Origin of the sequence: Pseudomonas sp. SWRI154, assembly GCF_014268645.1 — a bacterium.
In the GTDB taxonomy this organism is placed as follows: domain Bacteria; phylum Pseudomonadota; class Gammaproteobacteria; order Pseudomonadales; family Pseudomonadaceae; genus Aquipseudomonas; species Aquipseudomonas marvdashtae.
The window spans coordinates 19,815-45,322 of the sequence record NZ_JABWQW010000004.1 but is presented as its reverse complement, the minus strand read 5'-3'; the positions used below and the strand labels follow the sequence as shown (position 1 = coordinate 45,322).

Here is a 25,508-nt window from a genome sequence, read left to right as displayed (position 1 = left end):
GGGAACGGGTTCGCTCGCTCCCCACGGGCCTGCATCACACCCATAATAAAAATCGGGAGCCCGCCATGTCGGTCGATCCGCAACTATTGCTCCGCGAGCTGTTCGCCACAGCCATCGACGCGGCCCATCCGCAGCAAGTCCTCGAACAATACCTGCCCGCTGACCGCAGCGGCCGGGTGATCGTCATCGGTGCCGGCAAAGCTGCGGCGGCCATGGCGCAGGTGGTCGAGCGTTGCTGGCAGGGCGAAGTCACGGGCCTGGTGGTGACCCGCTATGGCCACGGCGCGCCCTGCCAGAAAATCGAAGTGGTCGAAGCCGCCCATCCGGTGCCGGACGCCGCTGGCCTGGAAGTGGCCGGACGGGTACTCGAACTGGTGAGCAACCTGAACGAAGACGACCGAGTGATTTTCCTGCTGTCCGGGGGCGGCTCCGCGTTGCTGGCGTTGCCCGCAGCCGGCATCACCCTGGCTGACAAGCAATCGATCAACAAAGCCCTGCTCAAATCCGGCGCCACCATTGGCGAGATGAATTGCGTGCGCAAGCATCTCTCGGCGATCAAGGGTGGGCGGTTGGGCAAAGCCTGCTGGCCGGCGACGGTCTACACCTACGCAATTTCCGATGTGCCGGGCGACTTGGCCACGGTCATCGCCTCCGGTCCGACGGTGGCCGACCCCAGCACGTCGGCCGATGCCCTGGCGATCCTCAGGCGCTACGACATCGACGTACCGGCCTCGGTGCGCGCCTGGCTGCAAAGCCCCGAGTCGGAGACCGTCAAGCCCGGCGACCCGAGCCTGGCCCGCAGTCATTTCCAACTGATCGCCCGCCCGCAACAATCCCTGGAAGCCGCCGCTGTGAAAGCCCGCCAGGCCGGTTTCAGTCCGTTGATCCTGGGCGATCTGGAAGGCGAATCCCGGGAGGTGGCGAAAGTCCACGCCGGCATCGCCCGACAAATCGCCCAACACGGCCAGCCCTTGGCGGCGCCGTGCGTGATCCTGTCGGGCGGCGAAACCACGGTTACCGTTCGTGGCAATGGCCGTGGCGGACGTAACGCCGAGTTTCTCCTGAGCCTCACCGACAGCCTCAAGGGCCACCCCGGCATCTATGCGCTGGCGGGCGACACCGACGGCATCGACGGATCCGAAGACAACGCCGGCGCGCTCATGACCCCGGACAGCTATCGCCGCGCCGTCGAATTGGGCCTGAGCGCCAGCGACGAATTGGATAACAACAACGGCTACGGCTACTTCGCTGCCCTGGATGCGCTGATCGTCACCGAGCCGACCCGCACCAACGTCAACGACTTCCGCGCCATCCTGATCCTAGAGAATCCAAAAAATGACGCCCGATAAGAAGGTCAAGATCCTCGCGACACTAGGCCCCGCCACCCGCGGGATCGATGACATTCGCGAACTGGTGCAGGCCGGCGTGAACATCTTTCGCCTGAATTTCAGCCATGGCGACCACGCCGACCATGCCCAGCGCTACCAGTGGATCCGCGAAGTCGAGCAGCAGCTCAATTATCCACTGGGCATCCTGATGGACTTGCAGGGCCCGAAGCTGCGGGTCGGTAGATTTGCCGACGGCAAGGTGCTGCTGCAACGGGGCCAGGCCTTGCGCCTGGACCTGGATCCGACGCCGGGGGATCAACGTCGGGTGAACCTGCCCCATCCGCAAATCATTGCGGCGCTGGAGCCTGGCATGGACCTGCTGCTGGACGACGGCAAGCTGCGCCTGCGGGTGGTCGCCCGACACGCCGACGCCATCGACACCGAAGTGCTCAATGGTGGCGAATTGTCGGACCGCAAAGGCGTGAACGTGCCGCAAGCCGTGCTGGACCTGAGCCCTTTGACCGCCAAGGACCGTCGCGACTTGAGCTTCGGCCTGGAGCTGGGCGTGGACTGGGTGGCGCTGTCGTTCGTGCAACGCCCCGAGGATATCCGCGAAGCCCGCGCGCTGATCGGCAACAAGGCGTTCTTGATGGCCAAGATCGAGAAACCCTCGGCCGTCGCCCAGTTGCGGGAAATCGCCGAGTTGAGCGACGCAATCATGGTTGCCCGCGGTGACCTGGGTGTGGAGGTGCCGGCCGAGAGCGTGCCGCAAATCCAGAAAAACATCATCAGCACCTGCCGCGCCCTCGGCAAACCGGTGGTCGTCGCGACGCAGATGCTTGAGTCGATGCGTTTTTCCCCGGCGCCGACCCGCGCCGAGGTCACCGACGTCGCCAACGCCGTGGCCGAAGGCGCCGATGCGGTGATGCTGTCGGCGGAAACCGCCTCGGGCGACTATCCCCTCGAAGCCGTGCAGATGATGAGCAAGATCATTCGCCAGGTGGAAAGCGGCCCGGACTACCAGGCGCAGTTGGACGTCAGCCGGCCGAAAGCCGAGGCCACGGTGTCGGACGCGATCAGTTGCGCGATCCGTCGGATCAGCAACGTGCTGCCGGTGGCGGTGCTGGTGAATTACAGCGAATCGGGCAGTTCCAGCTTGCGGGCAGCGCGGGAACGGCCGACGGTGCCGATCCTCAATCTGACGCCGAATCTCCAGGCGGCGCGCCGCCTGACCGTGGCGTGGGGTGTGCACTCGGTGGTCAACGATCGGTTGAAGCAAGTGGATGAGGTGTGCTCCACGGCACTGGAAATTGCCCAGGCCCAAGGCATGGCCCAGCGCGGCGACACCTTGCTGATCACCGCGGGCGTGCCGTTTGGACAGCCGGGTTCAACCAATTCGCTGCGCATTGAGACGTTGATCTGATTTTCCGTGGCGAGGGAGCTTGCTTCTCGCCACCATGTTTCCTTATCCCTGACCCATATGCCCAATCATTGCTCACCCTCCCAGTGCCCCGACTGGGCGACCGCCCTGCTCAACGGCTTCAGCCAGATTTTCCTCCAGCGTCATCCGCTGTGCGGCTTGCTGTGTCTGGTGGCCATTCTGCTGACGGCGCCCGCCTTGCTCGGCGGTGCGCTGCTGGGCGGCGTGGCGGGTTTGTTGACCGCGCAGCGACGCGGTTATGCCAAGGAACACCGGCAGGCCGGGCTGTTCAGCTACAACGGCATCCTATTGGGATTGCTGCTGAGCCTGATATTTCCCTGGTCGGTTTTGCTGCCACTATTGATCATCGCCAGCGCAGGTCTCAGCGCGATGTTGAGCCAACAATGGCTCAAGCGAACCCCACGCCCACGCTGCCTGCCGGCCTACACCGCGCCTTTCGTCGGGCTTGGCTGGCTCCTGCTGGGTTTTGTCCCGCAGGCACCCGCGCCCACATCGTTGGAGATGACTTATCCCTCTTTGCTGGCCGCCCCTTTGAACGGCCTCGGACAGGTCATGTTTCTCGACCATCCGCTCGCCGGTGCGCTGATCGCCATCGGTTTGCTGATTGCCAACCGTCGCGCCGCTGCCTGGGCGCTGTCCGGTTCGGTCGCCGGCCTGGTTTTCACCGGGTTGCATCAAGACACGCTGCAAGCCCTGTCCGGACTGGGCGGCTACAACCCGGCGCTGGCCGCCCTGGCGCTGAGCCAACAGCGCGGTCAACCATGGAAGCCACTGGCCGGCATGCTGCTGGCGGTCCTCCTCACGCCAGGTTTCGCGGCGCTGGGCCTGGCACCGCTGACAGCGCCGTTCATCCTCGCGTGCTGGCTGGTGCAGGCGACCGAGCGGCTGTGGCATCAGGCCAGCCTCGACACTGCGCCTTGCACTCCGCGGGGCAATCACCCTAGGCTTCGCTGAATATCGATCAGGCGAAGGTTATGGACAGCAGCAACAACTGGCGTGAACGCCTCTATGTGATCATTTTCCAGACCGACACCGTGGCCGGCCGGCGCTTCGACAGCGCGCTGCTGCTGATCATCCTCGCCAGCCTGGTGATCGTGATGCTCGACAGCATCGACAGCGTGCACAAGAACTACGCCACGCTACTGGCCGCCATCGAATGGGGCTTCACCTTCATCTTCATCGTGGAGTACGGCTTGCGCCTCTACTGCTCGCCAAAGCCGCTGCGCTACGCGTTCAGTTTCTACGGGCTGGTAGATTTGCTGGCGATCGTGCCGGGCATCCTCGCGCTGTACTACAGCGATGCCCAATATCTGCTGATCGTGCGGATCATCCGCATGTTGCGGATTTTCCGGGTGCTCAAGCTCAGCCCGTACCTCAAGCAGGCCAACTACCTGTTAGCCGCGCTACGGGGCAGCAAGCAGAAAATCATCGTGTTCCTGGTCAGCGTATCGACCCTGGTCACGGTGTTCGGCACGCTGATGTACGTCATCGAAGGCCCCGAGCACGGCTTCACCAGCATTCCGAAAGGAATCTATTGGGCTATCGTGACATTGACCACGGTGGGCTTCGGCGACATCGTGCCGAAAACCCCGCTGGGCCAAGTGGTTTCATCCTTGGTGATGATCACCGGTTACTCGATCATCGCCGTGCCTACGGGAATTTTCACCGCCGAGCTGGCCAACGCCATGCGCGGCGACCAGCTCAAGCACGACTGCCCGGTGTGCAGTAAAAACAACCATGAACATGGCGCCGCCTTTTGCTCCCGTTGTGGCAACGCGCTGTTCAAGAAATTGGAATAAGCAAAGCACTTTTAAATACTTGAAGGCCTATAAGCCAATCGCTAGTGTGCTGGCTTATCGCCCTACTCTTTCAATAAAAAGGAATTCGCAGTGAAGAAATTCTTTGGCGCCACCCTTCTCGCCGCCGGCCTGACGTTCGGCAGCCTGGCCCACGCCGCCCCGACCCTGCTCAATGTTTCCTACGACGTGATGCGTGATTTCTACAAGGACTACAACACTGCGTTCCAGAAACATTGGCAGGCCGAGCACAACGAGAACATCACCGTGCAGATGTCCTTCGGCGGTTCCAGCAAACAGGCGCGCTCGGTGATCGACGGATTGCCGGCGGATGTCATCACCATGAACATGGCCACCGACATCAATGCCCTGGCGGACAACGGCAAACTGGTCCCAGAGAACTGGGTCACCCGCCTGCCGAACAACAGTGCGCCGTTCACCTCGGCCACGGTGTTTATCGTGCGCAAGGGCAACCCGAAGGCACTGAAGGACTGGCCGGACCTGCTCAAGGACGGCGTGCAAGTGATCGTGCCCAACCCGAAAACCTCCGGCAATGGCCGCTACACCTATCTGTCGGCGTGGGGTTATGTACTCAAGAATGGCGGCGACGAGAACAAGGCCAAGGACTTCGTCGGCAAGCTGTTCAAGCAAGCGCCCGTGCTGGACACCGGCGGACGCGCGGCCACCACGACTTTCATGACCAACCAGATCGGCGACGTGTTGGTGACCTTTGAAAACGAAGCGGAAATGATCGCCCGTGAATTTGGCCGCGACCAGTTCGAAGTGGTTTACCCAAGCGTGTCCGCCGAAGCCGAGCCACCGGTCAGCGTTGTGGATAAAGTCGTCGAGAAAAAAGGCTCCCGTGCGGCCGCCGAGGCGTACCTGAAATACTTGTGGTCGCCAGAAGGCCAGGAAATCGCTGCGGCCAATTACCTGCGCCCTCGGGACCCGGCGGTGTTGGCGAAATACACCGACCGCTTCCCGAAAGTCGACTTCCTCTCGGTGGAAAAAACCTTCGGCGACTGGCGCACCGTGCAGAAGACCCACTTCAATGACGGTGGGATTTTCGACCAGATCTATAACGGCCGGTGAGGCGCTGATTCGCCTAGGATTGCAATCAAGCTTTTGTGGCGAGGGAGCTTGCTCCCGCTGGGGTGAAGCAGCCCTATGGCGCCTTCTCCTTTGCGTCTGCTGTGCAGCCGAGCGGGAGCAAGCTCCCTCGCCACATAAGCGTTCATCGCAGCAATCACCATCAACCGCAAGCATGACTGCTATCAACCCCAAGCCCTGTTCCAGAGCCCTGCAAGTCTTTAGCCTCTCGCCATCCCTTTCAATCGATCGATGAGATTGCCATGAGTGCTCATTCACCCGCCTCGCCCGCCACCCTGACACGGGGCATGGTCCTGTTGTTCGCCTTCTGCTGCGGCGCCATTGTCGCCAACATCTACTACGCCCAGCCCATCATCGAACTGATTGCGCCCGACGTCGGCCTGTCCAGCACCATGGCCAGCCTGATCGTCTCGCTCACCCAGATCGGTTATGCCCTGGGGCTGTTTTTCCTGGTGCCACTGGGCGACCTGCTGGAAAACCGCCGCCTGATGATCCTCACCACCGTGGTCGCGATTGCCAGCCTGTTGGGCGCGGCGTTCACCGAGCAACCGAACGTATTCCTGCTGGTTTCGTTGCTGGTGGGGTTCAGTTCGGTCTCGGTCCAGGTGCTGATTCCGCTTGCCGCGCACTTGGCGCCGGAAGAATCGCGCGGTCGCGTCGTGGGCGGGATCATGGGCGGGCTGTTGCTCGGGATCCTGTTGGCCCGGCCGGTGTCCAGCCTCGTGGCGGACCATTTCGGTTGGCGGGCGATGTTCATGATCGCCGCAGCGCTGATGGCCGCGATCAGTATCGTCCTGGCGGTCACCGTGCCCAAGCGCCAGCCCGACCACCGTGCCTCCTACGGGCAACTGCTGGGCTCGCTCGGCACGCTGCTGCGCCAGCAACCGCAGTTGCGTCAGCGAGCTTTCTATCAGGCTTGCATGTTCGCCACGTTCAGCCTGTTCTGGACCGCCGTACCCCTGGAGCTGTCGCGCAACCACGGCCTGTCCCAGACCGAGATCGCGCTGTTCGCCCTGGTGGGTGCCATCGGCGCCATCGCGGCGCCCATTGCTGGCCGCCTCGCCGATGCAGGACACACGCGCATCGCCTCGCTGCTGGCCATGCTGTTCGCCGCCCTGAGTTTCCTGCCTGCGTTCATTCACCCGTTGTACAGCGTCATCGGCCTGGCAGTGACCGGTGTGGTGCTGGACTTCTGTGTGCAGATGAACATGGTCCTGGGTCAGCGCACTATCTATGGCCTGGATGCGAAAAGTCGCAGCCGGCTGAACGCGCTGTACATGACCAGCATTTTTGTCGGCGGTGCGTTCGGCTCGTCGATCGCCAGTGCGGTCTACGAACATGGCGGCTGGTTGTGGGTGGTGATCGTCGGCAGCGCCTTCCCGTTGCTGGCGTTGCTGCGCTTCTTGAGTGCTTCGCAGAAATCCACGCTGGCAACGGCCTGAGAGCCTGCCGCGATAACGTCAGGCCATAAAAAAATGCCCGACAGGTCAGTACCTGTCGGGCATTTTTGCTGGAGCGGTCAGACCCGCACGTTGCCACGCGGCCCGGCAATCGCCCAGATAATCAGGCCCAACACCGGCAGCAGGAGGATCAGCAGCACCCACAGGACCTTCGCCCCGGTGCCCGCGCCGCTCTTGAGCACATTGATGATGGCCCAGATATCGAGCGCCAGGATGATCAGGCCAATCAGGCCGTTGAAAGTGGAACCCATGGTGTCGCTCCCAAATGGTGATATGCACACTTAGGATAGCGGCGCCGGGGCAAGGGTTCCGTATTATTGCATCAGACGTGAACCGCGACCTTGAGCGCTTCCAGGGCGGGCGCAGCGGCGATGCCGACTTCAGCGCACAGCGCCAGCACGCGCGGCAGGTCATTGCCGTACACCAGTACCATTTGCAGTTCATCGTCGAGCAACTGACTGAAGTTCATCAGCACGTAGCCGCCGTTTTCCTTGTTCAGGCTGCTCATCTGGATCTGGATGCGGTTGAGTGCGGTCAGCGCTTCGGTCTTGGCCAGTTGCTTGGGCTTGAGGTTGAAGGCGACACCGGGGCCGAACGAGGCGACGATCTGCTCGAACAACTCGACGTAGGAGTCAGCCTGGAACAACACCGTGTCCGGCAGGCTGCCCACCACCACCCATTCGCCCAACGGGATGGGGAAGGTGTCGTCGTAGTTGATGTCCGTATTGGCCGCCAGGAAAGCCACCGGATCGGCATAGGCCTGGGCCGCTTCGTCGGCGATTTTCTCAATGTCCGCTTCACCGAGGCAGCCGGAGCTGATTTTACTGATGAGTTCGGCGAGTGCGGCTTTCATTGGGCGAATCCTGTGACTGAATTTTCAGGCGCGCAGGATAGCGCATCACATCGGCTGATGTCAGGGCAGATCCTGTGACGGCGGAACTCGCTCTCAGCCCAACAGTTTCTCCAACTGCGCCGTGGTATCCACCCCGCCCATGGTCTTGGCCGCATCCAGGGCCGAGACGCCGTTGGCATCCTTGGCCTTGGGATCGGCGCCCTTGCTGATCAGGTAATCGACGATTTCCACCCGGTTGAACATCGCCGCCATCATCAAGGCCGTGCGGCCATCAAATGAGCAACCTTCCACTTGCGCGCCGCCGTCCACCAAGGCCGAGACCACCGCCAGGTCGCCCTTGAACGCCGCGCCGGCAATCGGACTCTGGCCGTTGTCATTGCGAATTTCCGGATCGGCCTGGTTTTCCAGCAACACTTTCACGGTTTCCACATGCCCGTGGTAAGCGGCGAGCATCAGCAAGGTGTCGCCCTTGTGGTTACGCAGGTTCGGCGGCAGGCCTTTGCTCAGCAGCGCAGCCATCATCGCGGCATCGCCCTGGCGCGCGACGTTGAACACCTGCTCGGCAAATTCCGCAGCCTCTTCCGGGGTCATCTGGCGGCTTGTATCGGACATGGGAAAACTCCAGTTGGCTCTTCGCAAAGCCGCTAGTTTCCCGAGGGACTTAGGCGCTGTCATCCCTTTTTTCCCTGCAACAGCCATAGCCAGAATCAATAGCGGTACTGCCCGCCCTGGATCCGCGTCGCCAGTTGCCGGTCTACTCGCACGTAGGTCGCGGTATCGGGCAGCCAAGCGAAGACCGGTTCGTCGCTGGCGAGGCAAGGGTCGAAGCCTTCAGCCTTGAGCCGGGTCTTCTGGTATTTGAAGGTGCCCGTGGTGTCCATCTTCACTTTGATGCGCAGGAACAGCGGCACGGCGTAGCCAGGCAACTCGCCCTGGAGAAACTGCAATAGTTCACTGAAGTCCAGCGTCGCAAGGGATTCGGACGGCGTGATCGCGGCCATGCCGGCACGGCCATTGGTGCCGTTGACTTCCACGCCATAAGCCACCGCCTCGCAGATCTGCGGGTGTTGCAGCAGCACGTTCTCGACTTCCGTGGTCGAGACGTTTTCGCCCTTCCAACGATAAGTGTCGCCAAGGCGATCAACGAACTGTCCATGGCCGAACCCGATGTTGCGCAGCAAGTCGCCCGTATTGAAATAGCGGTCGCCGGGGACAAAGACATCCCGGCAGATGGTTTTTTCAGTCTTGGCCGCATCGGTGTAGCCGTCCAGCGGCGCCTTGTCGTCGATGCGCGCCAACAGCAGGCCCGGCTCGCCCTTGGGGACTTTCTGCATGCGTCCTTGCAGGTTGCGCAAGGGCGCGCCGCTGTCGTGGTCGTACTGCACCAACGCCCAGCCCATCAGGGAAAAACCCACCGTGTTATCGAAATTCAGAATATTGGTGAAGCCGATATTGCCGTCGCTGGCCGCATACAACTCGCAGATGTGACCGACACCGAAGCGGGTCTTGAAGGCCGCCCAGGCGCCTGGGCGCAGACCGTTGCCAATCATTTTGGTCACGGCGTGCTGCCGGTCCGTGCCGTTCTCAGGCTGGTCGACCAGGTAGCGGCACAACTCGCCGACATAACCCAAGGTGGTCGCGCGGTAACGGCGAACGTCGTTCCAGAACTGACTGGCGCTGAATTTGCGGCGGATCACAAACCCCGACGCACCACAAACCGCCGCGCCCCAGCACACACACAGACCGGTGGCGTGATACAGCGGCAGCGTGCAATAGACGATGTCCTCGGGCTGCATGTCCAGGGCGATCAGCCCGAAACTGGTGGCGGTGCGCATCCAACGGCCATGGCGGAAAACGCCGGCCTTGGGCAGTCCGGTAGTGCCTGAGGTGTAGAGGTAGAAGCACGGGTCGTTGAGGAAGACCTGCTGGCTGCTGGCCGGATTATCGCCCGGGTATTGCTCGCTGTTGCTTATCAGGTCAACGAATCCGCACGGAGCCGCGGCGCTTTCCTGATCCTCCACCCACCAGGTACGGGCCTCCGACAGCGCAGTCCGACCGCGCACGTCGTTGAACACTGCGACTCGCTCGTCCCCGACCACCACGGCAACGGGCGCGACCAGCGCCAGGCTATGGACCAACGCATCGCCGGTTTGCGAGGTATTGATCATCGCGCTGACGGCGCCGACCTTTGCCACCGCCAGCACGGTTATCAACAGTTGTGGACGGTTTTCCAGGAAAAGCGCCACGCAGTCGCCCTTGCCGATGCCTTGCGCCTGGAGGTAATGGGCGATGCGGTTGGCCTGCGCGTTGACCTGTGCATAACTCAGCACCGTGTCGCCGTACAGCAACGCCGGGCCTTGGGGATTACGTTGCGTGGCCTGCTCGAAGCACCAGCCCAAGCCGCAGGGCTGGCTGGGGTCTTGGACGTTGGCGAGCTTCATGCCTTTGACAAGGCGCGGAACAGCCCTGGCGATGGCCGGCAGTTTGCGCAGCATCATGCCCCAGGTAATAGCGTCGCTGGGTGTACGACTCATGGGTGATCCTTCCCCGTCCGGCCTTATGGACCGCGGTTCTTGTTATAGGTTGTGCGAAATCTGGAGTCGAAAGTACGCCAGCGATTCGGCGGCTGTACACGCGGTTTTTGCAATGTTTTGTATCCGCAACCCAAGGCCAGGCGAAGCGTGAGCGTGCGAGCGTAGTTTGGTTCCAAAAATCTGCTCCAACCACGCAAAATGCAGGATGCACGATGGCCATTCATGCAAGATGCACGAAAGCGAAAATTCGGTAAGAATATAACCTATTGTTTTTTATGGAATTTTCTATCGATCAAATGCTGGCACAGACACTGCAACTACCCCTCCACGGTTTGCCACACCATGGAGCAGTCAACTATGAACATGATTCAAGAGAAGTTTGCATCGCTGTTTTCCAACTACGAAGTCACTACCCAGGCTCGCCCGGATGGCGGCATCCTGCTGACCTTGCGCAACAGCGACGGCAAACTGTTCAAACGCACGATTTCCTACGCTCAGTTGCACGCTGGCGACCAGTTGTCCTGGGCAATCAGCGCCATTCGCCGTGACCTGGCTGAACAGGCCAGCGAGCTGCCGCCGGTCGCCATGTTGCAGAGCCAGCATCGCTTTGCGCTGCCGACTTATCACAGCGCCTGATAGCAACGTCCCTGTAACAACGACCCTGATCGGGCCATGAAGCTTTGCGGCTGCATGGCCCGATTTCGTTTGGGCGACGTGCTGCGCCTCAGAAACTCGCCGGATCGATCCGCGCAAAGCTTTCCACGGTTTCATGGCCCACCAGCTCACCACCTTCACGCGCCAAGCCACAAGTCGCCATGCCGGCATCGCGAGCCGCGTCCAGTTCCTCGACGATATCCGACAGGAACAGGATTTCCCCCGGCGCAACGCCCACCGCCACGCTGATCCGCTGGTAGGACTGCACGTCCCGCTTGGGCCCCGACGTGGTGTCGAAATAGCCGCTGAACAGCGGCGACAGGTCGCCCGCTTCGGAACAGCCGAAAATCAGTTTCTGCGCCTGGATCGAACCCGAGGAATAGACAAACAGGCGATAGCCTTGCTGGTGCCAATTTTTGAGCGCCTGTACCGCGTCCGGATAAACATGACCTTTCAACTGTCCGGCCTGGTAGCCCTGTTCCCAGACCATGCCCTGCAACGCCTTGAGCGGCGTGGCCTTGCGGTCCTCGGCGATCCAGCCCAAGAGGATGGCGATGACCCGCTCGGTATCGGCGTGGCCTTCACCACTGTCGCGGCGCACAGCGTCCAATTGCTCGGCTACATCAACGCGCGCGGCGTTCTGCCGGACAAAATCCGGCAGGTGTTCAGCGGCGTAGGGAAACAACACGTCGAATACAAAACTCACCGCGCTGGTGGTGCCTTCGATGTCCGTGAGGATGGCTTTGATCGTCATGAGCTCAGTCCTCCAGGCGCGGGAAACGGCTGGCGATGTCGTCGCCGGTAAACTTCGCGACCCAACCTTCGGGATTGTTGAACAGGCGAATGGCAACGAAATGCGGCTGTTCGCCCATGTCGAACCAATGCGGTGTACCGGCGGGCACCGAGATCAGGTCGTTCTTTTCACAGAGGACCGCGTAGACGTAGTCGTCGATATGCAAGGTAAACAAGCCACGACCGGCGACGAAAAATCGTACCTCGTCCTCTCCATGGCGGTGTTCATCGAGGAATTTGGCGCGCAGTTCGGCTTTTTGCGGGTGATCGCTGTTGAGGCTGATGACATCGACCGTGACGTAGCCGCGCTCGGTCATCAGCTTGTCGATCTGGGTCCGGTAGGCGGCGATCACTTCCTCTTGGCTGGCGCCGGGCTGGATCTTGGCCGCGGCTTCCCATCGGTCGAAGCGCACGCCCTTCTCGGCCAGGGTCGAGGCAATGTCTTCAAAGTGGGTCAGCACCTTGTTCGGAATCTCGGGACTCGATACGTGGTAGACAGACAGGCTGCTCATGGCAATGGCTCCAGCAAATTAACGGTTCAGGAGTGCGCGGGTCTTGAGTTCGCACTCGAACAGGAATTCGAACGCTTCGATCTGCCGCAGCGCATCGTTCATGCGCGGGCCCCAGGTGTACAAGCCGTGGCCACGAATCAGGTAGCCGACGCAATCGGGGTGCGCCTCCAACCATGGCTGCACCTTGGCGGCCAGGCGCGTGATGTCCTGGTCGTTGTCGAAAATCGGCACGCGAACCTGGGATTCGTGCGTAGTGATCCCACTGAAGGCTTTTTGCAGTTCGTAGTCTTCAAAGTCAATGAAGGCTTCGCTCGTCAGGCGCGACAGCACCGTGGCATTCACTGAATGGGTGTGCAACACCGCGCCGATCTGCGGCCGCCAGCGATACAACTGAGTGTGGAGCAGGGTTTCGGCGGACGGTTTCTTGCCCGGTTCCAGGCTGTTGCCATCCAGGTCGGTGGCGAGCACATCGTCGATGTCCAGCTGTCCCTTGTGTTTTCCCGACACGGTGAGCAGGGCCTGGTCAGGCGAAAGCCGCGCCGAATAGTTGCTGCTGGTGGCCGGGGACCAGCCGCGACCATACAAAAAACGCCCGGCGTCGATGATTTCCTGGGCGAGCTGTTCACGGGTAAGGCTCATGGCCTGTCCTCTTGCATGCGTGTGGCAATGATAACGGCTGCAGCCAAGGCTGCGAGGCTGGCGATATTGAACGTCCATCCGGCGCCCAACGCATTCCAGCTGTAGCCGGAATACAACGCGCCCAGCGCCCCGCCGGTGCCAGCCAGCGCGGCGTACAGCGCCTGGCCCTGGCCTTGTTGGCGAGGGCCGAAGCTACGTTGCACGAAATGAATGGCGGCGGCGTGAAAGCTGCCGAATGTCGCCGCGTGCAACACCTGGGCAAACAACAGCACCCAGAGAAACTCCGCCAGCGACCCGAGCAGCAACCAGCGCAGCGCCGCCAGCAGGAAGCTGGCGATCAGCACCCGGCGCACGGAAAACCGCGCCAGGATCCGGCTCATCAGCAGGAACACCAGCACCTCGGCGACCACGCCAACGGCCCAGAGCACGCCGATCAATCCACGGCTGTAACCCAGGCGCTCCAGGTGCAAGGTCAGAAATGTGTAGTAAGGCCCATGGCTCAGTTGCATCAAACCGACGCAGGCATAAAACGCCAGCACCCCCGGGTTGCGCAATTGCCGCAGAAAACCGTCCCCAGCCACTCGCGGCCCCTGCACGGGCTGGGCGTTGGGCACCCAGAAACTGCTGAGCACGATACCGGCCATGATCAGGGCCAGGGCTACCGGATAGACGTCCAGGCTCAGCCACTGGAACAACCGCCCCAGCAGCACCACGGTGATGATAAAACCGATGGAGCCCCACAGGCGGACCTGGCTGTAGCGCGACGCTTGCCCGCTCAGGTGGGCCAGGGTGATGACCTCGAACTGCGGCAGCACCGCATGCCAGAAGAACGCATGCAGCGCCATGACCATCGCCAGCCAAGCGTAGCTTTTATCAATGAAAATCAGCGAGAAGCTCAGCAGCGTACAGATCGCGCCGAAGCGTACGATCGCCAGGCGCCGGCCGGTGTAGTCCCCGAGCCAGCCCCAGAGATTCGGCGCCACGCAGCGCATCAGCATGGGAATCGCCACCAGCTCGCCGATACGCGCCGCGTTGAAACCCAGGTGATCGAAGTACAGCGCAAGGAACGGCGCGGTCGAACCGAGCAACGCAAAGTAAAACAGATAGAAACTGGAAAGCCGCCAGTACGGCAACGCCGCCATGGTCGTCAGGCCACGGCGGTCGGCTGGCCAGTCATCAAAGCTGACCCAACACCGGCGTGCCGACCCGAACGTCGGCGTTCTGGCCGCGATGACGCAGCAGATGATCCATCAACACAATCGCCATCATCGCTTCGGCGATCGGCGTCGCGCGGATGCCCACGCAAGGGTCGTGGCGGCCCTTGGTGATGACGTCAACCGGATTGCCATGAACGTCGATGGAGCGTCCGGGCGTGGTGATGCTGGACGTCGGCTTCAAGGCCAGGTGCGCGACAATCGGCTGGCCCGAGGAAATGCCGCCGAGGATGCCGCCGGCATTGTTGCTCAGGAAACCCTCAGGCGTCAGTTCGTCGCGATGCTCGGTGCCGCGCTGGGCGACACAGGCGAAACCGGCTCCGATCTCCACGCCCTTCACCGCGTTGATGCTCATCAGCGCGTGGGCCAGTTCGGCGTCGAGGCGGTCGAAGATCGGCTCGCCCAGGCCAGGCATCACGCCCTCGGCAACCACGGTGATCTTCGCGCCGACCGAATCCTGGTCCCGGCGCAGCTGGTCCATGTAGGCCTCCAGTTCCGGCACCTTGTCCGGGTCGGGGCTGAAGAAGGCGTTCTGCTCCACCGAGTCCCAGGTCTTGAACGGGATCTCGATCGGGCCCAACTGGCTCATGTAGCCTCGGATGACGATGCCCTGGCTGGCCAGGTACTTCTTGGCAATCGCCCCGGCCGCCACGCGCATGGCGGTTTCCCGCGCCGAGCTGCGGCCGCCGCCACGGTAGTCGCGCTCGCCGTATTTGTGATGATAGGTGTAGTCGGCGTGGGCCGGGCGGAACAAGTCCTTGATGGCCGAGTAGTCCTTGGACTTCTGGTCGGTATTGCGAATCAGCAGGCCAATCGCGCAACCGGTGGTGCGCCCCTCGAACACCCCGGAAAGTATTTCGACTTCATCGGCTTCCTGGCGCTGGGTGGTGTGGCGGCTGGTGCCGGGCTTGCGACGGTCCAGATCACGCTGCAGGTCCTCCAGGGAAATCTCCAGGCCCGGCGGGCAGCCGTCGACAATGGCGACCAACGCCGGGCCATGGCTTTCGCCCGCGGTGGTGACAGTGAACAGCTTGCCGTAGGTATTGCCGGACATGCAGGGTGCTCCGTGAAATCGCTGAGAGACTCAACCTTGGATTCGTAGTGGGCGCCAGTATACGCAGGCTCCCCAAGTAGTTCATCCTCGAACCTTATCGGTGCCCGCCAGTCCAACCGGCACCTTTGCAACTAATGGCGTCATGATGTTAAGAGCGTTTGCCTTGAGCCTTACCCTGTTGACCGGCCTGCTTCCTGGTTTCGCCCAGGCCACCGTGCTGCAACGTCCCATCAGCCTCGACACCGGTAGCGGTGAGCTTTTCGGCTCGATGCTGCTGCCCAAGTCCGACACGCCGGTGCCGGTTGTCCTGATCATTTCAGGGTCAGGTCCTACGGATCGTGACGGAAACAACCCCGAGGGCGGGCGCAACGACAGCCTCAAGCGACTGGCCTGGGTGTTGGCCCGGCACAACATCGCCAGCGTGCGCTACGACAAGCGCGGCGTGGCGGCCAGCCTCGCGGCCACGCCCGACGAACGCAACCTGAGCGTCGAAGCCTATGTCGCCGATGCCGTGGCCTGGAGCCACAAACTGGCCGCTGATCCTCGGCTGGGCCCGTTGATCCTCCTCGGTCACAGCGAAGGCGCGCTGATCGCCAGCCTCGCCGCGCCCCAGGCCAACGCGGCGGCTGTCATCTCGGTGTCCGGCAGCGCTCGTCCGATTGACCAAGTGCTGCGCCAACAGCTCAGCAACCGCCTGCCACCGGCGCTGATGTTGCGCAGCAACGAATTGCTCGACAGCCTCAAGGCCGGCCGCCCCGACGCTGATGTGCCGCCGCAACTGCATGTCATCTTCCGCCCCAGCGTGCAGCCTTACCTCATTTCCTTGTTCCGTCAGGACCCGGCCCACGCCTTCGCCGCGCTGAAGATGCCGGCATTGATTATCCAGGGCAGCAACGATATCCAGGTCAGCGTCGACGACGCCAAGCGGTTGAAGGCCGCCAAGCCCGATGCGCAGTTGGCGTTGATCGAAGGCATGAACCATGTGATGCGCATCGTGCCCAACGACGTGAAACGGCAACTGGCTTCCTACAAGGATCCCAACCTGCCCCTGGCCGCCGAACTCGGCGCGCACATCCTGAACTTTATTGGCGCGCTGGCCGCCCGTTGAGCGGGATTAGTGGCCTATAGCCCTCCAGTCTTGGCAAAAACGGCCGATAAACCGGTGTCGGACAGCGCATTGGCTGCCGAGGAGCCGGCCTGGACAGGATTTTGCCGTTATGACTGAGACTGAAACTTCACCCGACGCCGTCGCCGAAACGGCCGCCTCACCTGCGGCGGACCTGCCTTGGGCGGACGTGCACGCCGAGCATCACAAAATGCTCCGGCTGGCCCCGCTCAAGACCGATCGCGCCACCGGCGTGCGACCGCTGCGGTTTGTCGAATTCAGCTATGCCGAGCGCCATAGCAAGGAGCGCAGCTTGCTGCGCATGAGCGTCCAGCTGCCGGGCCAGCGGGTGCGCAAGGAACAGAACCATCTGGATGTCTGGGCCGATCACGTCGAAAAACGCCTGTACTTCTCTCCCGACAGTTTGCAAGTCGAGCCGTTGAACCGAGGCATTGGTCGCTTCCTCGCCGCCCAAGGCATTACCTGGGCAAAGAAGCGCTGGTCGGGCTACCGGGTCGACGGTACCGATCTGAATAACAAGGACGCGCTGAACGAAGACACGCGTCTGCGCCGCGACCACTTCCTCAAGGCCCACGGTTTTGAAGTGGTCTACGCCGACGCCCAACACCTCAAGGGCAGCGTCAAGCCAGCCCAGGTCGGCGATCTGCTAGGTGACTGGAACACCGAGAAACTGCAATTCGTCGAGATCCTCGAAGCCGCGCAAATGCTCCAACAAGCCGAGCAGAACCTGGCGGAACAGGAAGTCAAACTCAAGAAGCAGGAAGAAAAGGTCAACAAGTTCAAACGCGAAGACACCGGTCTACGCTTCACCATTACCTGCCTGGTGGCGTTTGCGATGTTCCAGGCGGGGTTGCTGATCTGGATTGCGACGCGGCATTGAGCACCGTTGAACGTGGGGGCCGCCCCCGATCCCGTGGCGAGGGAGCTTGCTCCCTGCCACAAAGGCAGTCCGCCGTAGCCAGAATCAAACCCGCGAAGCAAACAACGCCTGGTGCTGACGGCACTGTTCGGCACTGAGCATGAACACCCCGTGCCCGCCGCGCTCGAAATCCAGCCAGGCAAAGTCGACTTGCGGGTACAGCGCTTCGACGTGCACCTGGCTGTTGCCCACTTCGACAATCAGCAATCCTTTGTCGGTCAGATGATCGGCCGCCTCAGCCAGCATCCGGCGAACCAGGTTCAAGCCGTCATCGCCGCAGGCCAGGCCCAGTTCAGGCTCATGCTGGTACTCCTGGGGCATGTCGGCGAAATCCTCCGCATCGACATAGGGCGGGTTCGACACGATCAGATCGAAACGTTGCCCAGGCAATCCATCGAAACCATCGCCCTGGACAGTAAACACCCGCTCGTCGACACCGTGGCGCTCGATGTTCTGGTTGGCCACCTCCAGCGCTTCGAACGACAGGTCGGCCAGCACCACTTCGGCCTCGGGAAATTCATAAGCACACGCGATACCGATGCAGCCGGAACCGGTGCAGAGGTCGAGAATCCGTGCCGGCTCCTGCCCCAACCAGGGTTCGAAGCGTTTTTCAATCAGCTCGCCGATGGGTGAGCGCGGGATAAGCACGCGCTCGTCAACGATGAAAGACATGCCGCAAAACCAGGCCTCACCCAGCAAGTAGGCAGTCGGGATGCGCTCGTCAATGCGTCGGCGCAGCAAGCGCTGGACGTGCACCAGCTCTTCGTCTTCGAGGCGGCAATCCAGGTAGCTGTCGGCAATTTCCCAAGGCAGGTGCAGCGCGCCAAGGACCAACTGGCGAGCTTCATCCCAGGCGTTATCGGTGCCATGGCCGAAAAACAGATCCTCCCCATGGAAACGGCTGACGGCCCAACGGATGTGGTCGCGCAGGGTGCGAAGGCGGGATGTGATCACGGCGGCAAACTCCAGGAAAATCGACGGGCGAGTCTAACAGCCAAACGCATGCCCACCCAAACACGCGCCAAGGGCGAACGAAAAGTGCCGGCTTAGCTGTAAGAATCTTCCCTTTTTTGCACGTCCTATTGAACAAGATGCCGAACTTGACAAGGCTGTAGGCCAGCAACGGCGGCCCTTGCGATGGAAGCGATTCACAGAACCGCTCAGCCGGAGGACAATGTCGCAAAAGCCCCACCCGAAGGAGCCCCAGAATGTCCGTTCCAAAAACGATGTTTCAACTCAGCGGCCGTGGTTATGCGGCGGCCAACCTGAGTCAAGCGACCCTGATCATCATCGATGCCCAGAAAGAATACCTCGCCGGCCCCTTGGCCCTGAGCGGCATGGACGCGGCGGTCGCGAACATCAAGCAATTGCTCGGCGCGGCCCGAGCCGCCGGGCGCCCGATCGTGCATGTGCGCCATCTCGGCACCCATGGCGGGCTGTTCGATCCGCAGGGCGAACGCGGCGAATTCATTCCGGGCCTCGAACCCCAGGGCGACGAAACCGTGATCGAAAAATTGCTCCCCAGCGCATTTCACGGCACAGAGCTGAAGAAGCGCCTCGAAGACTTCGGCCCCCTGGACCTGATCGTCTGCGGCTTCATGAGCCATTCCAGCGTCAGCACCACCGTGCGCGCCGCCAAGAACCTGGGGTTCCGTTGCACCCTCGTCGAAGACGCCTGCACCACCCGCGACCTGCCGCACAAAGGCGGCGTGCTGAGCGCCGAACAGGTGCACCAGACCGAAATGGCAATCATGGCGGACAACTTCGCCACCTTGGCCCTGACCCGCGACTTCACCTGATGCCCTCGATGAGCGGCCCGTTCCGCCGCTCATCCGCAAAAGCCTCCCATTTCCTTCAAATACCCTAGCCTCAGGAACAACCCGAACATCTTCCGGTCGAAGGGCCGATACCCATTGAGGAAGGTCGGAATGAAGATATCCGATGGTTTTGATGCACGTCGCTTGCGGCCCAAAGGCCCGAGCAACTGGCGATTTCGTTTCGGCGCGGCGATTGCCGCGCTGCTGGCAACGCTCGGTGTCCTGCTGGCCATGGCCGGTGCCGCCAGCCTGCTCGGCCGCCCACCCGCACTGGGTGAATTGAATGCCACCCCGCTCGGCTCGGCGATGATCCTGGCGATCGGCTTGCTGGTATTGCTGTTGGGCGTCTGGCTTTGGCGCCGTTGCCGCCGTCGCGCCCGCCAATCCCTGGAGCTGGCCATGTCTCCACATCTGATGAAAAAGCACGACTGACCCGCCATCCGACGTTTTCTTGCGCCTGATCCCCCAGGAGTTCGGTAAACTGGCCGGCCTTCGCGGAGGCTGACATGCAAGACGACGACTTTTCCCTGTTCAAAAGTGCCATCCAAGGCGTAAAACCGATCAAGCACGATCGCGCTGAAACCGGCAAACCCAAAGCCGATCGCGCGCAGATCGCCAAGTTGCGCCAAGCCGCCACCGTGCGTACCGATGCCGCCACCGTGGACGGTTTGTCCGATCAGTTTGTGATCGATGTCGGCCCTGAAGATGAGCTGATGTGGGCTCGCGACGGCGTGCAGGAAAGCCAGATGCGCAAGCTCAAGGTCGGCCAGATCCCCTTCGAAGGCAGCCTCGACCTGCACGGCATGACTGTCGAAAAAGCCCGGGAAACCCTCTGGGCCTTCCTCGCCGAGGCCACCAAATTCGAAATCCGCTGCGTGCGCGTCACCCACGGCAAAGCCGTGCGACTGGACGGCAAGCGACCGATGATCAAGAGTCACGTCAACACCTGGCTGCGCCAGCATCCGCAAGTGCTGGGCTTCACTTCCTGCCAGGCCAGACACGGCGGCGCCGGGGCGGTGTACGTGATGCTCAAGCGCACCATGATGGAAGGCCGCGACGAGTAGCCCTCGATTGCCGAGCTTGCAGCGCCGTGTCCGCCACCGTACCCTTGCCCTTTGCGTAAAATCCCCACAGGTAGTTTCATGTCTCTGGAACAGAATTACACCGCGATTCTCGGCCAATTGGGCGAGGACGTTTCCCGCGAGGGCCTGCTCGACACGCCCAAGCGCGCTGCCAAGGCCATGCAGTACCTTTGCCGCGGTTATGAACAGACCCTGGAAGAAGTCACCAACGGTGCCTTGTTCAGCTCCGACAACAGCGAGATGGTGCTGGTCAAGGACATCGAGTTGTACTCGCTGTGCGAGCATCACCTGCTCCCGTTTATCGGCAAGGCTCATGTCGCCTATATCCCGAGCGGCAAGGTCTTGGGCCTGTCGAAAGTTGCACGCATCGTTGACATGTACGCGCGTCGTTTGCAGATCCAGGAAAACCTCAGCCGCCAGATCGCCGATGCGGTCCAGCAAGTGACCGGTGCACTCGGCGTGGCGGTCGTCATCGAAGCCAAGCACATGTGCATGATGATGCGCGGTGTGGAAAAGCAGAACTCCTCGATGATCACTTCGGTGATGCTTGGCGAGTTCCGCGAAAATGCGGCGACGCGCATGGAGTTCCTCAGCCTCATCAAGTAACCCGTCGCGTAAAAAAACCGGCATTGATCGCCGGTTTTTTTTTGCCCGCGAAAAATCAGGTAAGCTGCGCGCCCTGTTCTTCCCGCGAGGCTTGTACCGTGATCGTCAAAGCGCTTCGAGTTGGCCTGGGCCAGCTCATCATCTTCCTCGATTTCATCACCCGGCCCGCCAAGAAACAGCGCACGGCCGACGCCCAGGCGCAAGTTGACCAGGCAGCCAGCGGCCTGACGCTGTATCAATTCCACGCCTGTCCTTTTTGCGTGAAGACCCGCCGCGCCCTACGCCGCCTCAACGTGCCGGTGGTCCTGCGCGACGCGAAGAATAACGAGCAGGATCGCCAAACGCTGCTGGAGCAAGGCGGCAGGATCAAAGTGCCGTGCCTGCGAATTGAAGAAAACGGCGAGACCACTTGGTTGTATGAGTCGAAAGTGATCATCGATTATCTGGATAAGCGCTTTTCGGCGGTCTAAGGATTTTCAAGGCAGTGGATGGCCTTATCGCGCGCAAGCGTCGAAGCCATCCCCCTGAAGTCACGCCGCTTCCGCGGCCAGCGCCTCACGCACCACGCCTGCCAAGCGCTTGAGTCCTTCATCCAGCCGTGCCGGATCGATGTGGCTGAAATTCAAGCGCAGATGCCCTGGGTGTTTGTCCGGGTCCGGAAAGAATGGCTCCCCCGGCATGAACGCGACGTCCGCCGTCAGCGCCGCGGCCAACAGGGTGCGGGTGTCCAGCGGTTGCTTGAGGGTCAGCCAGAAAAACAGCCCGCCCTGAGGCACGTTCCAGTCCGCCAGGTCGGAAAAGTGCCGTTGCAGCGCGGCTTGGAACCGGTCGCGACGCTCCCGGTAGAAATCCCTCAAATCGCTCAGATGGCTGCGGTACTGCTCGGTGCCGATCCATTGCAACGCCTGCCACTGGCCGATGCGGTTGGTGTGCAGATCCGCCGATTGCTTGAGCCGCAGCAGGTGCGGGAACAGGTCCGGGCTGGCAATCAAATAACCCACCCGCAGCCCCGGTAGCAGGGTCTTCGACACGGTGCCGGTGTAGATCCAACTGGCTTTTTTCAAGCGACTGACGATTGGCGTGGCACTGGCGCCGTCGAACGTCAGCTCACGGTAGGGTTCGTCCTCTACCAGGGTCACGCCAAACTCATCCAGCAGCGCCGCCACCGCATCGCGCTTGGCCTCGCTGTAGCGCACCGCCGAAGGATTCTGGAAGGTCGGGATCAGGTAGATGAACGCTGGCCGATGCCGCTCCAGCCTAGCCCGCAGTTGCTCCAGGTCCGGGCCATCCGCCTCCAGCGGCACGGTGATGCAGTTGGCGCCGAACAACTGGAAAATCTGCAGCGCCGCCAAGTAAGTCGGGGCTTCGAGCATGACCTCGGTGCCGATGTCGATGTGCAACTTCGCCGCCAGGTCGAGGGTTTGCTGGGAACCACTGACCACCATTACCTGGCTTGCCGTACATGGCAGATCCAAGGATCGCGCCTGCGCTGCCAACGCTTCACGCAGGGCCGGCTCACCTTCGCTCATGCCGTATTGGCCCATGGATCGCGGCATATCCTGCCAATCCACCTTCGGCAGCATGGCTTCGGCGGGCAGGCCACCCGCGAACGACATCACTTCCGGGCGCTGCGCCGCGGCGAGGATTTCTCGAATCAAAGAGCTCTTGAGGCGCGAGACACGTTCGGAAAATGCCATGGGGTCACCTGTAGCGAGGGTAGGGATAGATGAGTCAAACTGGTTGACTGAAATTACTCCGCCTTCTCCGGAAACGTCAATATGCTTGACCTTAAACACCCAACCTCCCAACAAATGGCCATGGAAGCTTTTTTCTTCGGCTACCAGGCGTTCACCGCCAAGGCCGATGAAATGCTCGAGCGTCGCGGGCTGAGCCGCGTGCATCAACGCATCGTTTTTTTCATCGCTCGTTATCCGTCCCTGAGCGTGAAGGAATTGCTGGCGCTGCTCGGCGTAAGTAAACAGGCGCTGAACATGCCGTTACGCCAGCTGATGGAAATGCATTTGGTCAACAGCGTTGCGTCCGAGACCGACAAGCGCAAGCGGCTGCTGGAATTGACGGCCGAAGGCGAGCGGTTTGAGCAGGCGCTGCGGCGCGAGCAGGTGAAATTGCTCGAACGGGTGTTTGCCGAGGCAGGCGAAGCAGCTGTCGATGGCTGGTTGGCGGTGAATCTGGGATTAGGGAAGGCTAGCGACTGACAGCTTGCGCGTCCGATCCCAAGGCATCCTCATGGCGATATATCCCTATCGCCATAAATTTCGTCTACAAAACAGAAAACATTATTTGCTTTATTTGTATACAAAAGCATAATTCGCCTCGTGCGAGTTCCTGACCAAGCGGTCAACAACTTCGCCAGCCTTACCTGCCTCAATGCCTCGCAGCCTTCCTCAGGGAACACGCGGTGCTGGAAATAACAATAAAACTCTTGAGGAGTACTCGCTGTGGAAAGCCGCAAACCCGAAGCCCAGACGCTGGATCTCTCGCCGCCATTACGCAGTGGCTGGCTGGAACGCCTCTTCAAACTCAGCTTGCATGGCACCACGGTGAAGACCGAGCTTATCGCCGGTGTGACGACCTTTATCACCATGGCCTACATCATCTTCGTCAACCCCAACATCATGGCCGACGCCGGCATTGATCACGGCGCCGCGTTCGTCGCCACCTGCATCGCCGCGGCCCTCGGTTGCCTGTTGATGGGCCTGTACGCCAACTGGCCGGTAGGCCTGGCACCCGGCATGGGCCTGAACGCTTTTTTTACCTACACCGTAGTCGGCACAATGGGCTACAACTGGGAAACCGCGCTGGGCGCGGTGTTTGTTTCCGGTGTGTTGTTCATGTTCCTTACCCTGTCGCGGGTCCGTGAGTGGTTGCTCAACAGCATCCCGGTCAGCCTCCGCTATGCGATGGGCGCGGGCGTCGGGCTGTTCCTTGGGCTGATCGGCCTGAAAACCGCCGGCATCGTCGTCGACAGCCCCGCCACGCTGATCAAGTTGGGCTCCCTGCACGAGCCTGGACCGCTGCTGGCCGCGGTGTGCTTTCTGATGATCGCTGTGCTCAGCTACCACCGCGTGTTCGGCGCGATCCTGATCAGCATCATTGCCGTGACCCTGGCCGGATGGGGCCTTGGACTGGTGCAATACAACGGTGTGATGTCCACGCCGCCAAGCCTCGCACCGACCTGGATGGCGATGGATGTGGCCGGCGTGTTCAATGTCAGCATGATCAGCGTGGTGTTGGCCTTCCTCTTCGTCCACATGTTCGACACCGCCGGCACCCTGATGGGCGTGGCCCAGCGCGCCGGCCTGGTGAAGCCCGATGGCAAGATCGAAAACCTGTCCAAGGCGCTGAAGGCTGACAGCGCTTCCAGCGTATTTGGCGCTATGGTCGGTGTGCCACCCGTCACCAGTTATGTGGAAAGCGCCGCCGGTGTCGCCGCCGGTGGCCGCACCGGGCTTACCGCCGTCACAGTCGGCGTGTTATTTATTGCCGCCATGTTCTTCGCACCGCTGGCTGGGATGATCCCGGCCTACGCTACCGCCGGCGCCTTGATCTATGTCGCCATGCTGATGATGGGCGGCATGGCCCACATCGAATGGGACGAAGCGACTGACAGCATCCCGGCAATCGTTACAGCCATCATGATGCCGCTGACCTTTTCGGTCGCCGATGGCATTGCGCTGGGTTTCATCACCTACGTGGTGCTAAAGGCTGGCACCGGTAAATACAAGGAAATATCCGTCAGCTTGTGGGCGCTCTGCGCGATCTTTATCGCCAAGTTCATCTTCTTGTAGACGGTACACATCTTCATCCGCCTCACCCCGTTGGTGGGGCTTTTGTGCATCAGGAGCAAAGCAATGAATCTGGAAACCTGGTTGTTGTTCAGCGGCGCCGCGTTAGTGGTGATCCTCATCCCCGGCCCGCTGTCGCTGCTGATGATCAGTAACAGCCTCAACTACGGCCTGCGCCGCTCTTATCCAGCGTTTCTCGGCGGGGTCATGGCCTCGATCTGCCTGTTGAGCGCTTCGGCGCTGGGGCTCGGGGCGCTGCTGCTGGCCTCGGAGCAATTGTTCAGCGCCCTGAAGATCGTCGGCGCGCTGTACCTGTTTTACCTCGCCTGGCAGAGCTGGCAGCAATCGCGCCAGCCTGCCCAGGCTGCCGAAGTGCCCCAGGCGGCCGCCGTTCCGCGCTTTCGCGCCTTGTTCGGTCGAGCGTTCGTACTGGGCGCGAGCAACCCGAAGGACATCCTCTTCTTCGCCGCCTTCCTGCCACAGTTCCTCAGCGCGCAACAACCGTTCCTCCCGCAGTTGCTGGTCATGATCGCCACCTGGACCGTGCTGGATCTTTTGTGCAAGTTGGCCTATGGCCTGGGCGCCCACGGCGCGGCGCGGTACCTGCGCACAGGCAAGGGCCAGAGCTGGTTCAACCGGGTCAGTGCGGGGTTGTTCAGCGGGGCGGGGGCGGCTTCGTTGTTCAGCCGCTAGACAGCAAAAGCTTCGCGAGCTTGCTCGCGAAGGCGCGCTCCCGGACAGCACTTTTCCACAGGCCAAAAAAAG

The 25,508-nt window shown here is 61.5% G+C and carries 28 protein-coding genes; 17 read left to right on the top strand and 11 right to left on the bottom strand.

Annotation, left to right across the window (positions count from 1 at the left end):
• Window positions 1-65 precede the first annotated feature (65 nt).
• The 6 genes from HU806_RS05275 (at window position 66) to HU806_RS05250 (ending at window position 7,117) form a co-directional block, all read left to right on the top strand.
• Complete coding sequence (locus HU806_RS05275; RefSeq protein WP_186610382.1) at window positions 66-1,349, top strand: glycerate kinase type-2 family protein; 1,284 nt, start codon at window positions 66-68, stop codon at window positions 1,347-1,349.
• Window positions 1,336-2,751: a pyruvate kinase gene (gene pyk / locus HU806_RS05270; RefSeq protein WP_186610381.1), complete on the top strand. Its 1,416-nt coding sequence runs from the start codon at window positions 1,336-1,338 to the stop codon at window positions 2,749-2,751. The genes HU806_RS05275 and pyk overlap by 14 nt, the downstream gene beginning before the upstream one ends.
• Window positions 2,752-2,808: 57 nt before the next feature.
• Window positions 2,809-3,723 carry an urea transporter gene (locus HU806_RS05265; protein ID WP_186610380.1) on the top strand — a complete coding sequence of 305 codons (915 nt, stop codon included), beginning with the start codon at window positions 2,809-2,811 and terminating at the stop codon, window positions 3,721-3,723.
• A 20-nt stretch (window positions 3,724-3,743) separates the two neighbouring features.
• Window positions 3,744-4,568: an ion transporter gene (locus HU806_RS05260; RefSeq protein WP_186610379.1), complete on the top strand. Its 825-nt coding sequence runs from the start codon at window positions 3,744-3,746 to the stop codon at window positions 4,566-4,568.
• A 90-nt stretch (window positions 4,569-4,658) separates the two neighbouring features.
• Entirely contained in the window at window positions 4,659-5,657 is a 999-nt protein-coding gene (locus tag HU806_RS05255) for a sulfate ABC transporter substrate-binding protein (protein WP_186610378.1), read from the top strand.
• A gap of 260 nt (window positions 5,658-5,917) precedes the next feature.
• Window positions 5,918-7,117 (top strand): MFS transporter, encoded by a 1,200-nt coding sequence (locus HU806_RS05250; protein ID WP_186610377.1) that lies wholly within the window; start codon window positions 5,918-5,920, stop codon window positions 7,115-7,117.
• A gap of 77 nt (window positions 7,118-7,194) precedes the next feature.
• Here the strand turns inward: HU806_RS05250 and HU806_RS05245 are convergent, their stop codons facing one another.
• The 4 genes from HU806_RS05245 to HU806_RS05230 all read right to left on the bottom strand — a co-directional run bounded on the left by HU806_RS05245 (window position 7,195) and on the right by HU806_RS05230 (window position 10,522).
• The gene (locus tag HU806_RS05245; protein ID WP_053149901.1) at window positions 7,195-7,386 is read right to left on the bottom strand and encodes a PLDc N-terminal domain-containing protein; all 192 of its coding nucleotides are present in this window, start codon (window positions 7,384-7,386) and stop codon (window positions 7,195-7,197) included.
• A 71-nt stretch (window positions 7,387-7,457) separates the two neighbouring features.
• Complete coding sequence (locus tag HU806_RS05240) at window positions 7,458-7,988, bottom strand: hypothetical protein (protein ID WP_186610376.1); 531 nt, start codon at window positions 7,986-7,988, stop codon at window positions 7,458-7,460.
• A 93-nt stretch (window positions 7,989-8,081) separates the two neighbouring features.
• On the bottom strand, window positions 8,082-8,600 hold the full coding sequence (locus tag HU806_RS05235) for an ankyrin repeat domain-containing protein (protein ID WP_186610375.1): 519 nt from the start codon (window positions 8,598-8,600) through the stop codon (window positions 8,082-8,084).
• A 95-nt stretch (window positions 8,601-8,695) separates the two neighbouring features.
• Window positions 8,696-10,522, bottom strand: a complete 1,827-nt coding sequence (locus HU806_RS05230) for a long-chain-acyl-CoA synthetase (RefSeq protein WP_186610374.1) — start codon at window positions 10,520-10,522, stop codon at window positions 8,696-8,698.
• 357 nt (window positions 10,523-10,879) lie between these two features.
• On the opposite strand from HU806_RS05230, the gene HU806_RS05225 reads away from it, so the two are divergent.
• Window positions 10,880-11,158 carry a DUF3509 domain-containing protein gene (locus HU806_RS05225; protein WP_030142324.1) on the top strand — a complete coding sequence of 93 codons (279 nt, stop codon included), beginning with the start codon at window positions 10,880-10,882 and terminating at the stop codon, window positions 11,156-11,158.
• Between the two features lie 88 nt (window positions 11,159-11,246).
• Here HU806_RS05225 and mtnC read toward each other — a convergent pair whose 3' ends face one another.
• From mtnC to aroC, 5 genes are read right to left on the bottom strand one after another with little or no spacing between them, the layout of a single operon-like run.
• On the bottom strand, window positions 11,247-11,930 hold the full coding sequence (gene mtnC, locus HU806_RS05220; RefSeq protein WP_186610373.1) for an acireductone synthase: 684 nt from the start codon (window positions 11,928-11,930) through the stop codon (window positions 11,247-11,249).
• 4 nt (window positions 11,931-11,934) lie between these two features.
• Window positions 11,935-12,480 carry a 1,2-dihydroxy-3-keto-5-methylthiopentene dioxygenase gene (locus tag HU806_RS05215; protein WP_186610372.1) on the bottom strand — a complete coding sequence of 182 codons (546 nt, stop codon included), beginning with the start codon at window positions 12,478-12,480 and terminating at the stop codon, window positions 11,935-11,937.
• Window positions 12,481-12,498: 18 nt separating this feature from the next.
• The gene (locus tag HU806_RS05210; protein WP_186610371.1) at window positions 12,499-13,119 is read right to left on the bottom strand and encodes a methylthioribulose 1-phosphate dehydratase; all 621 of its coding nucleotides are present in this window, start codon (window positions 13,117-13,119) and stop codon (window positions 12,499-12,501) included.
• Window positions 13,116-14,261: an MFS transporter gene (locus tag HU806_RS05205; protein WP_186610370.1), complete on the bottom strand. Its 1,146-nt coding sequence runs from the start codon at window positions 14,259-14,261 to the stop codon at window positions 13,116-13,118. The genes HU806_RS05210 and HU806_RS05205 overlap by 4 nt, the downstream gene beginning before the upstream one ends.
• A 34-nt stretch (window positions 14,262-14,295) precedes the next feature.
• Window positions 14,296-15,387 (bottom strand): chorismate synthase, encoded by a 1,092-nt coding sequence (gene aroC, locus HU806_RS05200; RefSeq protein WP_186610369.1) that lies wholly within the window; start codon window positions 15,385-15,387, stop codon window positions 14,296-14,298.
• A 142-nt stretch (window positions 15,388-15,529) separates the two neighbouring features.
• Between aroC and HU806_RS05195 the strand changes: the two genes are divergently transcribed.
• Together HU806_RS05195 and HU806_RS05190 are read left to right on the top strand one after the other, a co-directional pair.
• Window positions 15,530-16,495, top strand: coding sequence for an alpha/beta hydrolase (locus HU806_RS05195; RefSeq protein WP_186610368.1), 966 nt, complete (start codon window positions 15,530-15,532; stop codon window positions 16,493-16,495).
• Window positions 16,496-16,604: 109 nt separating this feature from the next.
• A complete protein-coding gene (locus HU806_RS05190; RefSeq protein WP_186610367.1) occupies window positions 16,605-17,393 on the top strand; it encodes a hypothetical protein in 789 nt (262 codons plus the stop codon).
• An 84-nt stretch (window positions 17,394-17,477) separates the two neighbouring features.
• Here the strand turns inward: HU806_RS05190 and prmB are convergent, their stop codons facing one another.
• Window positions 17,478-18,386, bottom strand: a complete 909-nt coding sequence (prmB, locus tag HU806_RS05185) for a 50S ribosomal protein L3 N(5)-glutamine methyltransferase (RefSeq protein WP_186610366.1) — start codon at window positions 18,384-18,386, stop codon at window positions 17,478-17,480.
• A gap of 254 nt (window positions 18,387-18,640) precedes the next feature.
• Here prmB and HU806_RS05180 point away from each other — a divergent pair, with 254 nt between their 5' ends.
• The 5 genes from HU806_RS05180 (at window position 18,641) to HU806_RS05160 (ending at window position 21,407) form a co-directional block, all read left to right on the top strand.
• Window positions 18,641-19,231 carry a cysteine hydrolase family protein gene (locus tag HU806_RS05180; protein WP_186610365.1) on the top strand — a complete coding sequence of 197 codons (591 nt, stop codon included), beginning with the start codon at window positions 18,641-18,643 and terminating at the stop codon, window positions 19,229-19,231.
• 129 nt (window positions 19,232-19,360) lie between these two features.
• Window positions 19,361-19,681 carry a hypothetical protein gene (locus tag HU806_RS05175; RefSeq protein WP_186610364.1) on the top strand — a complete coding sequence of 107 codons (321 nt, stop codon included), beginning with the start codon at window positions 19,361-19,363 and terminating at the stop codon, window positions 19,679-19,681.
• Between the two features lie 74 nt (window positions 19,682-19,755).
• Window positions 19,756-20,313 (top strand): Smr/MutS family protein, encoded by a 558-nt coding sequence (locus tag HU806_RS05170; RefSeq protein WP_186610363.1) that lies wholly within the window; start codon window positions 19,756-19,758, stop codon window positions 20,311-20,313.
• Between the two features lie 78 nt (window positions 20,314-20,391).
• Window positions 20,392-20,937, top strand: a complete 546-nt coding sequence (gene folE, locus HU806_RS05165; RefSeq protein ID WP_030142335.1) for a GTP cyclohydrolase I FolE — start codon at window positions 20,392-20,394, stop codon at window positions 20,935-20,937.
• A gap of 98 nt (window positions 20,938-21,035) precedes the next feature.
• On the top strand, window positions 21,036-21,407 hold the full coding sequence (locus HU806_RS05160; protein WP_186610550.1) for a glutathione S-transferase N-terminal domain-containing protein: 372 nt from the start codon (window positions 21,036-21,038) through the stop codon (window positions 21,405-21,407).
• 60 nt (window positions 21,408-21,467) lie between these two features.
• Here HU806_RS05160 and HU806_RS05155 read toward each other — a convergent pair whose 3' ends face one another.
• A complete protein-coding gene (locus HU806_RS05155) occupies window positions 21,468-22,634 on the bottom strand; it encodes an aminotransferase-like domain-containing protein (protein WP_186610362.1) in 1,167 nt (388 codons plus the stop codon).
• 81 nt (window positions 22,635-22,715) lie between these two features.
• Between HU806_RS05155 and HU806_RS05150 the strand changes: the two genes are divergently transcribed.
• From HU806_RS05150 to HU806_RS05140, 3 genes are all read left to right on the top strand, one after another.
• Window positions 22,716-23,153: a MarR family winged helix-turn-helix transcriptional regulator gene (locus HU806_RS05150; RefSeq protein WP_186610361.1), complete on the top strand. Its 438-nt coding sequence runs from the start codon at window positions 22,716-22,718 to the stop codon at window positions 23,151-23,153.
• A 243-nt stretch (window positions 23,154-23,396) separates the two neighbouring features.
• Window positions 23,397-24,746 carry a solute carrier family 23 protein gene (locus HU806_RS05145; RefSeq protein ID WP_186610360.1) on the top strand — a complete coding sequence of 450 codons (1,350 nt, stop codon included), beginning with the start codon at window positions 23,397-23,399 and terminating at the stop codon, window positions 24,744-24,746.
• Window positions 24,747-24,809: 63 nt separating this feature from the next.
• Complete coding sequence (locus HU806_RS05140; RefSeq protein ID WP_186610359.1) at window positions 24,810-25,436, top strand: LysE family translocator; 627 nt, start codon at window positions 24,810-24,812, stop codon at window positions 25,434-25,436.
• Window positions 25,437-25,508 lie beyond the last annotated feature (72 nt).

What these genes read in the sequence shown, in the direction of transcription:
- HU806_RS05170 (WP_186610363.1), top strand. Translation starts at nt 19,756, where the DNA reads ATGCAAGACGACGACTTTTCCCTGTTCAAAAGTGCCATCCAAGGCGTA.
- HU806_RS05260 (WP_186610379.1), top strand. Translation starts at nt 3,744, where the DNA reads ATGGACAGCAGCAACAACTGGCGTGAACGCCTCTATGTGATCATTTTC.
- HU806_RS05215 (WP_186610372.1), bottom strand. Translation starts at nt 12,480, where the DNA reads ATGAGCAGCCTGTCTGTCTACCACGTATCGAGTCCCGAGATTCCGAAC.
- folE (WP_030142335.1), top strand. Translation starts at nt 20,392, where the DNA reads ATGTCTCTGGAACAGAATTACACCGCGATTCTCGGCCAATTGGGCGAG.
- HU806_RS05245 (WP_053149901.1), bottom strand. Translation starts at nt 7,386, where the DNA reads ATGGGTTCCACTTTCAACGGCCTGATTGGCCTGATCATCCTGGCGCTC.
- HU806_RS05150 (WP_186610361.1), top strand. Translation starts at nt 22,716, where the DNA reads ATGCTTGACCTTAAACACCCAACCTCCCAACAAATGGCCATGGAAGCT.
- HU806_RS05235 (WP_186610375.1), bottom strand. Translation starts at nt 8,600, where the DNA reads ATGTCCGATACAAGCCGCCAGATGACCCCGGAAGAGGCTGCGGAATTT.
- HU806_RS05155 (WP_186610362.1), bottom strand. Translation starts at nt 22,634, where the DNA reads ATGGCATTTTCCGAACGTGTCTCGCGCCTCAAGAGCTCTTTGATTCGA.
- pyk (WP_186610381.1), top strand. Translation starts at nt 1,336, where the DNA reads ATGACGCCCGATAAGAAGGTCAAGATCCTCGCGACACTAGGCCCCGCC.
- HU806_RS05250 (WP_186610377.1), top strand. Translation starts at nt 5,918, where the DNA reads ATGAGTGCTCATTCACCCGCCTCGCCCGCCACCCTGACACGGGGCATG.
- HU806_RS05225 (WP_030142324.1), top strand. Translation starts at nt 10,880, where the DNA reads ATGAACATGATTCAAGAGAAGTTTGCATCGCTGTTTTCCAACTACGAA.
- HU806_RS05190 (WP_186610367.1), top strand. Translation starts at nt 16,605, where the DNA reads ATGACTGAGACTGAAACTTCACCCGACGCCGTCGCCGAAACGGCCGCC.
- HU806_RS05275 (WP_186610382.1), top strand. Translation starts at nt 66, where the DNA reads ATGTCGGTCGATCCGCAACTATTGCTCCGCGAGCTGTTCGCCACAGCC.
- HU806_RS05230 (WP_186610374.1), bottom strand. Translation starts at nt 10,522, where the DNA reads ATGAGTCGTACACCCAGCGACGCTATTACCTGGGGCATGATGCTGCGC.
- HU806_RS05210 (WP_186610371.1), bottom strand. Translation starts at nt 13,119, where the DNA reads ATGAGCCTTACCCGTGAACAGCTCGCCCAGGAAATCATCGACGCCGGG.
- HU806_RS05195 (WP_186610368.1), top strand. Translation starts at nt 15,530, where the DNA reads ATGATGTTAAGAGCGTTTGCCTTGAGCCTTACCCTGTTGACCGGCCTG.
- HU806_RS05240 (WP_186610376.1), bottom strand. Translation starts at nt 7,988, where the DNA reads ATGAAAGCCGCACTCGCCGAACTCATCAGTAAAATCAGCTCCGGCTGC.
- HU806_RS05175 (WP_186610364.1), top strand. Translation starts at nt 19,361, where the DNA reads ATGAAGATATCCGATGGTTTTGATGCACGTCGCTTGCGGCCCAAAGGC.
- HU806_RS05180 (WP_186610365.1), top strand. Translation starts at nt 18,641, where the DNA reads ATGTCCGTTCCAAAAACGATGTTTCAACTCAGCGGCCGTGGTTATGCG.
- HU806_RS05205 (WP_186610370.1), bottom strand. Translation starts at nt 14,261, where the DNA reads ATGGCGGCGTTGCCGTACTGGCGGCTTTCCAGTTTCTATCTGTTTTAC.
- aroC (WP_186610369.1), bottom strand. Translation starts at nt 15,387, where the DNA reads ATGTCCGGCAATACCTACGGCAAGCTGTTCACTGTCACCACCGCGGGC.
- mtnC (WP_186610373.1), bottom strand. Translation starts at nt 11,930, where the DNA reads ATGACGATCAAAGCCATCCTCACGGACATCGAAGGCACCACCAGCGCG.
- HU806_RS05265 (WP_186610380.1), top strand. Translation starts at nt 2,809, where the DNA reads ATGCCCAATCATTGCTCACCCTCCCAGTGCCCCGACTGGGCGACCGCC.
- HU806_RS05140 (WP_186610359.1), top strand. Translation starts at nt 24,810, where the DNA reads ATGAATCTGGAAACCTGGTTGTTGTTCAGCGGCGCCGCGTTAGTGGTG.